The organism is Terriglobales bacterium (assembly GCA_035624475.1).
Classification (GTDB): domain Bacteria; phylum Acidobacteriota; class Terriglobia; order Terriglobales; family Acidobacteriaceae; genus DASPRL01.
This window is the reverse complement of sequence record DASPRL010000406.1, coordinates 1-7,400: the sequence shown is the minus strand read 5'-3', so window position 1 is coordinate 7,400 and position 7,400 is coordinate 1. Positions and strand designations below refer to the sequence as shown.

The following is a 7,400-nucleotide window of genomic DNA, read 5'->3' as shown; positions in this document are numbered from 1 at the left end:
GCGAGCAGCGCCGGAAACTCCGCCGTGAGCAGCGACTTCTTGGGATTGATGACCACGTCGACGGGGGCGGCCAGCGTGCCCAGGTGGGCGCGCACGGCTTCGCGCAGCCGCCGCTTCATGCGGTTGCGGACCACCGCTCCGCCCAGGGCGCGGCCCACGGTGAAGCCCACGCGCGCCCCGCCCTCGCCGCGGAAGAGATAGAAGACGGTCATGTGGGCGGCGAAGTGGCGGCGGCCCTCCTGGTAGACGCGCTGGAAGTCGGCGTGGCGCAGCAGGCGCGCGGCGCGCGCGAAGCGGCGGCGCGGGCGCGCGGCGGAGGGCGGACGGCGGTGGGAAGCGGCGGTCACGGCAAAGGGTGGGTGGCCGGCTCGTCCCGCAAGCGGGCGGCGGCCTGCGATCATCCTACTCGCGGAAGCCCGGCTTCACCGAGACCCGCTTGCGCCCCTTGGCGCGGCGCCGGCTCAGCACCTTGCGCCCGCCCTTGCTCTTCATGCGGGCGCGGAAGCCGTGCGTCTTGGATCGGTGGCGGCGGTTGGGTTGAAAAGTGCGCTTCGGCATCTCTGGATCCGGGCTCCTGACTGGATGATTTCGGGGTGAGCGATTCTTGAGTATAGCGGAAAGCCACGGCGGTTGTCAGTCGTGGGCCACTGCCGCTCGGGCCTCCGGCTTCGCCACGGCTCCCTCGAACCATCCCCGCGTGCGGTTGCACACCCCGCACACCGAGAGCATCACCGGGACCTCCACCAGCACGCCCACCACCGTGGCCAGGGCCGCGCCCGAGCCCGCTCCGAAGAGCGCGATGGCCGTCGCCACCGCCAATTCGAAGAAGTTGCTGGCCCCGATCAGCGCCCCCGGCGCGGCCACGGCGTAGGGCACGCGCAGCCGGTGCATCAGCGCGTAAGCCAGCCCGGCGTTGAAGTACACCTGCAAGAGGATGGGCACGGCGATCAGCACGACATGAAAGTAGCGCCCGGTCAGGTTGTCGGCCTGGAAGGCGAAGATCAGCACCAGCGTGGCCAGCAGCGCGGCGATGGTGACGGGAGCGAAGCGCGGCAACAGGCGCTCCAAGCCCTCGCGCCCGCGCCGCCGCAGCAGCCACGCCCGCGCCCCCGAGCCCACGGCCAGCGGGATCACGATGAAGGCCACCACCGAGTACAGCAGCACCAGGAAGGGAACCTGCAGCGACGAAGCTCCGCTCACCAGGAAGCGCACCAGGGGCGCGAACAGGAAGAGCATGATCAGGTCGTTGAGCGAGACCTGCACCAGGGTGTAGGCGGGATCGCCGCCGGTGAGGTGGCTCCACACGAAGACCATGGCGGTGCAGGGCGCGGCCGCCAGGATGATGCAGCCGGCGATGTACTGGTCGGCCTGGGCGGGCGCGATCCACCCCGCGAAGACGTGCCGGAAGAACAGCCACGCGATCAGCGCCATGGAGAAGGGCTTCACCAGCCAGTTGACGAACAGCGTCACCAGCAGGCCGCGCGGCTTCTGCCCCACGTGCAGGATGGAGGCGAAGTCCACCTTCATCATCATGGGGATGATCATCAGCCAGATGAGCACCGCGATGGGCAGGTTGACCTGGCTGCCGCGCCCGAACTCGAGCGCGCGCAGGCCGTCGACCAGCCCCGGGACCAGCTTGCCCAGCGCCAGGCCTGCCACCATGCATAGCCCGACCCACGCGGTCAGATAGCGCTCGAAGAAGCCCAGTCGCGCTCGGGAGCTTTCAGCCACGGGCGCTCGCCCCGGCCCGGAGTCTTCCCACGGGAACGAACGGCCGCGCCTCGCCCAGGGTGCAGGAGCCGTCGCGCAGGGCATGGCGCAGCCGCTCGCGGTCGTGGCGCAGGGAATCGTCGCCCTGGAAGGCCAGCCGTAAGAACTCGAAGAGCAGCTTGCGCTTCCCCTTGGCCTCGGCCAGGCGGTAGAAGACGCGGTAGCCGTCGCGGCGGTCCAGCACCAGCCCGGCGTGCTTGAGGTAGGTGAGATGGCGGGAGACGTTGGGCTGCGAGGTGGCGAGCACGTACTGCAGGTCGCAGCCGCACAGCTCGCCCGCCAGCAGCAGGTTGAGCAGGCGCAGGCGGGTGAGGTCGGCGAGCCCCTTGAACCAGTTCTCCAGTTCCCGCATGACAACTATATTCGCATAGATGAATAGAGTTGTGCTAGGATTTTCTTCTCCCGGAGTAGGGAAGATGAAAAGCCTCTACCACGTCCTGTTCCTGTGCACCGGCAACTCCGCGCGCTCCATCATGGCCGAGGCCATCCTGAACCTCCGGGGAAGGCCCAACTTCCGCGCCTCCAGCGCCGGCAGCCATCCCACCGGGAAGGTCCGGCCGGAGGCGCTGCGTCAGCTCGAAACCGCCCGCATCCCCACCCGCGATCTGCGCAGCAAGTCCTGGGACGAGTTCGCCCTGCCCGACGCCCCCAAGCTCGATTTCGTCTTCACCGTCTGCGACCACGCCGCCCAGGAGGTCTGCCCGGTGTGGCCGGGGCAGCCCCTCACCGCGCATTGGGGCGTGCCCGACCCGGCGGCCGTGCAGGGCAGCGAAGCCGAGGTGCAGCGGGCGTTTCGCGACGCCTTCCTCGTGCTCGACCGGCGCATCGGGTTGTTCCTCTGCCTTCCGCTGGCCAAACTCGACAACCTGGCCGTCAAGAGAGAGATCGACAGGATCGGCCGGACGACGTAGCCGGCGAAGGGGATCTCCCGAGTCCCGCAGGGACCACAGAAGACTCCGTCTCGTGGCTTCGTAGTCACACGCCACGGTGACTAATCCGACTGCACCACGCGCGCGGCAGTTATGAACTCAATACTTGACAGAAACCCGCGGCGGGAGTTTTTAGTACGCGATGCGTTCGCGGGCGTGCGGAAAATTTCTGCACGCGAATTTTTTTCGTGCTAGGATGCGGCGCGGTTGAGATCCAACCGTCGTTTCGCCCTGGTACCCTAACGCATACGGATTTTCAAGGAGTGCGCGGGCTTTTTTGAAGGCCAAGCCCCGCAGCTCCGGCATTGGCGGCTTGGGCCGCAGGTTTTCTCGGAATCGGAAGCTGCCGTCGCTGGGAGCGGGTCAGGTGGGCCGTCCCCGGACACGGTCTTTTTGCTTAACTGCAGTACTTGCTGCGGGACGTTGCTGCGCCACTCAGCGCGCCCGCGTTCTGGCTGGGTCATGTCGCTCACAACTGCCGCTTCGGCCGCGAACCCCTGGGTCCGCATCCTCGACGCTCTGGAAAAGAAGGTCAACCGCCACTCCTACGAGACCTGGTTCAAGCCCACCCGCTACAGCCACGTCAAGGGCACCAAGCTGTTCGTGCGCGTCCCCACCCCTGAGTTCCGCCACATCGGCGAGAAGTACGCCGACCTCATCCAGGAGGCCATGGAGAAGCTGGAACTGGACCTGGAGGACGTGGAGTTCATCACCCCGGAAGAGGATCCCGCGGCCACGCCGGTGCGCCACAACGGCGGCTTCGCGCCCCGGGAAGCGGGCGCGCCGCGCACCACCCAGGCGCGCTTCGATTGGGACTCCGCCGCCCAGCTCAATCCCCGCTACACCTTCGACGCCTTCGTCATCGGGGCCGGCAACCAGTTCGCGCACGCCGCCGCCCGCGCCGTCGCCGAGCGCCCTTCCAAGGCCTACAACCCGCTCTTCCTCTACGGCGGCGTGGGCATGGGTAAGACCCACCTCATGCAGGCCATCGGCCACGAGGTCAAGAGGCGCCAGCCCGAGGCTGCCATCTGCTATCTGTCGAGCGAGAAGTTTGTCAATGAAATGGTCAACTCCCTGCGCTACGACAAGATGATCTCGTTCCGCGACAAGTTCCGCAACGTGGACGTGCTCTTGATCGACGACATCCAGTTCCTGGCGCAGAAGGAGCGCACCCAGGAGGAGTTCTTCCACACCTTCAACGCGCTGCACGAGTCGCAGAAGCAGATCGTGATCGCCAGCGACCGCCCCCCCAAGGAGCTGGCCGAGATCGAGGACCGGCTGCGCAGCCGCTTCGAGTGGGGTCTGATCGCCGACATCCAGCCGCCCGACCTCGAGACCAAGGTCGCCATCCTGCAGAAAAAGGCGGAGTCGGAACGCATGACCCTGCCCACGGAAGTCGCGCTCTTCATCGCCTCCAACATCCGCACCAACGTGCGCGAGCTGGAGGGCGCGCTCATCCGCCTGGTGGCCTACTGCTCGCTCACCGGCGCCGAGGTGGCGGTGCCCACCGCCCAGCAGGTGCTCAAGAACTTCATCGACGCGCAGACCCGCCGCGTCTCCATCGACGCCATCCAGAAGGCGGTGGCCGAGCAGTTCGGGCTGAAGGTGACCGAGATCAAGGCCAAGAACAACGCCCACGCCGTGGTCTATCCCCGGCAGATCGCCATGTACCTGGCCAAGCACCTCACCGAGGCCTCGCTGCCCGAGATCGGGCGGCAGTTCGGCGGCAAGCACCACACCACCGTCATGCACTCCATCGAGAAGATCGAGGAGTTGCGCAAGTCCGACAAAGATTTGAACAGGATGCTCAACAAGCTGACCGAGAACCTGGGCGGCTAGGACGCGGGGCGGAGGACTTTTCCACTTCGCCGCGGCGATCGACCCTGTGGAGCGGCTGTGGAAGCTGTGCAAGAGTGGGAGGTCCAAGAGCCGCCGGGGCCGGTTGAGCACGGCGGTGACGTCGCCAGGGACGGAAAGCAAACAGCTCCTGACCGCCGCTCTAGCAGGCCAGGAGCGGGACACGAACGGATTTCCACTTTTGCAGGCCCCCTACGGCTGCTACTGGTTTACACTGATTTCCGGTTGATGTAAGAAAGGCAGTAGCAAGACCCTCGGGGCCAGGAAACAGCCATGGAAATCACAGTCAGCAAGTTCGATCTTCTGAAGGAGCTCACCGCGACCCAGGGCGTGGTGGAGCGCAAGACGACGATTCCCATCCTGTCCAACTTCCTCTTCGAGGCCGCGGGCGACCGCTTGGCCATCACCGCCACCGACCTGGACCTCAGCCTGCGCACCTCCTGCGCCGCCAAGGTCAAGAAGGAAGGCGCGTGCACGGTGCCGGCACGCAAGCTCTACGACTACGTCAAGCTGCTGCCCGAGGGCGAGATCGCGATCAAGCTGCTGGAGAACCACTGGGTGCAGATCCGCTGCGGGCGCTCCAACACCAAGATGGTGGGCATGGCGCGCGCCAACTTCCCCGCGCTGCCTGCCTTCCCCACCGCGGGCGTGGTCAAGCTGCCGGCCTCGGTGCTGCGCATGATGATCGCCAAGACCATCTTCGCCATCTCCAACGAGGAGTCGCGCTACACCCTGAACGGCGCGCTCATGGTCTTGAAGCCGGAGTCCATCACCATGGTGGCCACCGACGGCCACCGCCTGGCCCACATCGAGAACTCTTCGCAGAAGTTCGAGGGCGTGAGCGGCGAGATGAAGACCCTGGTGCCCAAGAAGGCCATGGGCGAATTGAACACCCTGCTGCAGGCCGCCGAGGTCGAGATGGTGGATTTCGCCAAGGACGAGTCCACGCTCTTCTTCCGCATCGGGGGGCGCCTGCTGACCTCGCGCCAGCTCACCGGGCAGTTCCCCAACTTCGAGGCGGTGCTGCCGCGCGACAACACCAAGACGGTGACGGTGCGCTCGGAGGAGATCGCCAGCGCCATCCAGCGCGTGGCCCAGTTCGCCGACGAGCGCTCGGGCGCCATCAAGCTGCGCCTGGACAAGAGCGGCATCACCGTGTCGTCCTCCTCGACCGAGACCGGCGAGAGCGAAGACCAGATCGAGACCCCGTACCAGGCCGACCCGCTGACCATCGGCTTCAACAGCCAGTACCTGCTCGACTTCCTCAAGGCCACGGCCTCCGGCGAAGTGCGGCTGGAGTTCAAAGACCCGCAGTCGGCCGGCCAGATGCGCCCGGAAGAGAACGACGACGGCTACAAGTACCGCTACATCATCATGCCCATGCGGATCTGAGCGTTCTCTTGACCACAGAGGACAGAGAGGGCGGGAGCCATCCCGCCTTTTCTTTTTCGGCCGAGAGCGCCGAGCCCGCCGAGAAAAGCCAATCCACCATTCTGCGGCTTCGCTCAGGGCAGGCTCCGACACTGAGACACAGAGCAAACCGAGAGGGACTGCAACCCCAGCCCGCAGGGCGGCATTTGGGTTAGCCCGGGGCGTGAGCCCCGGGTTCCGGGTTAGGAAATCACCTCGAGCCCCGGCAGGGGCGACACCTGCTTCAACTCGGGAGCGCGGTGTCTAACGCAGGCGGGAGGAGCCCGTGCGCCTGGTCGGTCTCATCTTGCTGCTGTACGCCGCCGTCGCCCCAGCCGGCGCGCAGAGGGTAGAGTGCGGCGTGCTGACCGGCAAGGTCGTGCACATGGTACGGCCCAAGTATCCCGAGGTGGCCAAGGCCGCGGGCATCCAGGGCGAGGTGGTGCTGGAGGCGCTGGTGGGCACCGAGGGCGAGGTCCTCAAGCTGCGGGTGGTGCGCAGCGCCAGTCCCTTGCTGAGCCAAGCGGCGGTCGGCGCGGTCGAGCAGTGGCGGTATCTGCCGCTGCGGCTGGACGGCAAGGCGGTGGAGTTCGAGACCACCATCCGCGTGCGCTTCGTGCTGCCGAAGAAGAAGGGTGGGGCGACGCAGGAAAAATCGCGGTGACCATAGGGGTCCTTCGGTCGCCCTCGCTTGCCCGCTCGCTGCGCTCGCGGCCGCTCGGGCTCGCTCAGGATGACAGCTTGAGGGAGGCGGGTTTGCGGCACGACTGAAGTCGTGCCCTTCCACCGAACCAAGATTCCTCGGTGGCCTCCGTGTCCTCTGTGGTTAAAGGGATTTTGCTGGCATAATGGCGCGGCTATGAAGAGAGCATTGTTGGCGGCGGTGGTGGTGGCGCTCGCGCTGCTGGCGTGGGCGCAGGAGGCGGCGGCGCCGGCGACAGCGCCCATTCCCACGCCGGCGCAACTCGACCAGGCCATCGAAGATTTCGCGCGCGGGATCCCGGCGGGGATCACCGCCGACCGCTACGCCGCCTTCGCGGTGGAGATGCCCAAGGACGAGGCCGAATACAAAGCCCTGAACAAGCACGCGCTGCTGGTGGTGGCGGCGCTCGCCAAGGACGCGAGCGAATTGCCGCTCCAGCGGGTCTACCTCGAGCAGGGGAAAGGCACGCAGCTTCTGCCTTTGCTTGCGTCTGTGGCCAGCGAAATGCCGGCCGACTCGCCGGCGGCGAAGCTCATGGGCACGCACCGCGTGGACGCTTACTACCTCATCCCTCTGGGCGCGTGGCGGCAGCCGGGGACGCTGCTGGCCGACTTCGCCGCGCATCGCCAGGAGTTCGTCCTGGGCAAGTTTCCGCAGGAGATCAAGGAGGAATTCATCCGCAACGATGCCCAGCCGGATCCGGAACAGGGCCGCAACATCGCCGCCGAGGC

General features: G+C 66.6%; 9 protein-coding genes. 5 read left to right on the top strand and 4 right to left on the bottom strand.

Annotated elements, in window-relative coordinates; translation table 11 throughout:
• The 4 genes from rnpA to VEG08_15655 form a co-directional block, all read right to left on the bottom strand.
• On the bottom strand, positions 1-347 hold a 347-nt coding region (gene rnpA, locus VEG08_15670; GenBank protein ID HXZ29434.1), incomplete at its 3' end, for a ribonuclease P protein component.
• Between the two features lie 55 nt (positions 348-402).
• Positions 403-558, bottom strand: coding sequence for a 50S ribosomal protein L34 (rpmH, locus tag VEG08_15665; GenBank protein HXZ29433.1), 156 nt, complete (start codon positions 556-558; stop codon positions 403-405).
• A gap of 75 nt (positions 559-633) precedes the next feature.
• Complete coding sequence (gene arsB, locus VEG08_15660) at positions 634-1,731, bottom strand: ACR3 family arsenite efflux transporter (protein ID HXZ29432.1); 1,098 nt, start codon at positions 1,729-1,731, stop codon at positions 634-636.
• The gene (locus VEG08_15655) at positions 1,724-2,122 is read right to left on the bottom strand and encodes a metalloregulator ArsR/SmtB family transcription factor (protein ID HXZ29431.1); all 399 of its coding nucleotides are present in this window, start codon (positions 2,120-2,122) and stop codon (positions 1,724-1,726) included. The genes arsB and VEG08_15655 overlap by 8 nt, the downstream gene beginning before the upstream one ends.
• A 64-nt stretch (positions 2,123-2,186) precedes the next feature.
• On the opposite strand from VEG08_15655, the gene VEG08_15650 reads away from it, so the two are divergent.
• The 5 genes from VEG08_15650 to VEG08_15630 all read left to right on the top strand — a co-directional run.
• Positions 2,187-2,681, top strand: coding sequence for an arsenate reductase ArsC (locus VEG08_15650; GenBank protein ID HXZ29430.1), 495 nt, complete (start codon positions 2,187-2,189; stop codon positions 2,679-2,681).
• 480 nt (positions 2,682-3,161) lie between these two features.
• Positions 3,162-4,538, top strand: coding sequence for a chromosomal replication initiator protein DnaA (gene dnaA, locus VEG08_15645; GenBank protein HXZ29429.1), 1,377 nt, complete (start codon positions 3,162-3,164; stop codon positions 4,536-4,538).
• Between the two features lie 291 nt (positions 4,539-4,829).
• Positions 4,830-5,948, top strand: a complete 1,119-nt coding sequence (dnaN, locus tag VEG08_15640; protein HXZ29428.1) for a DNA polymerase III subunit beta — start codon at positions 4,830-4,832, stop codon at positions 5,946-5,948.
• Between the two features lie 304 nt (positions 5,949-6,252).
• Positions 6,253-6,630: an energy transducer TonB gene (locus VEG08_15635; protein ID HXZ29427.1), complete on the top strand. Its 378-nt coding sequence runs from the start codon at positions 6,253-6,255 to the stop codon at positions 6,628-6,630.
• A 195-nt stretch (positions 6,631-6,825) separates the two neighbouring features.
• On the top strand, positions 6,826-7,400 hold a 575-nt coding region (locus tag VEG08_15630; GenBank protein ID HXZ29426.1), incomplete at its 3' end, for a hypothetical protein.